This is a genomic window from Lapidilactobacillus concavus DSM 17758, assembly GCF_001435835.1.
GTDB lineage: Bacteria > Bacillota > Bacilli > Lactobacillales > Lactobacillaceae > Lapidilactobacillus > Lapidilactobacillus concavus.
The window spans coordinates 1-339 of record NZ_AZFX01000086.1 but is presented as its reverse complement, the minus strand read 5'-3'; the positions used below and the strand labels follow the sequence as shown (position 1 = coordinate 339).

The following is a 339-nucleotide window of genomic DNA, read 5'->3' as shown; positions in this document are numbered from 1 at the left end:
ATTAATTATGGCACAACTGTTCAGAAATTTATGTACCAAATACTAGGATAGGAGCAATAATCGTTATATGAATAAACAACAAACATGTGATTACTTAAAAATCTCTAATAACACTTTAGACAAATGGATCGGATATGGCTTGCCCTTCATTTTAGTTGGGAACACACGTCGTTTTGATCGTGTTGCTATTGATAAATGGCTAAATTCGCGAGTATAATATCGTTACACCTTTGACTCGCAAACAAAGGAGTTTTTAACTATGAGCATTACAAAAACAAAAAATAATGCCGGATTTAAAATTGAAGTGCAACACCTAAATGACTAGACCAAAAAGGCCAT

Annotated in this window: 1 pseudogene; it reads left to right on the top strand. The window is 33.0% G+C overall.

Annotated features, from left to right (window positions below):
- Nucleotides 1–58: 58 nt before the first annotated feature.
- Nucleotides 59–217: pseudogene (locus FC15_RS09040) on the top strand (helix-turn-helix domain-containing protein); the annotation flags it as partial.
- Nucleotides 218–339 lie beyond the last annotated feature (122 nt).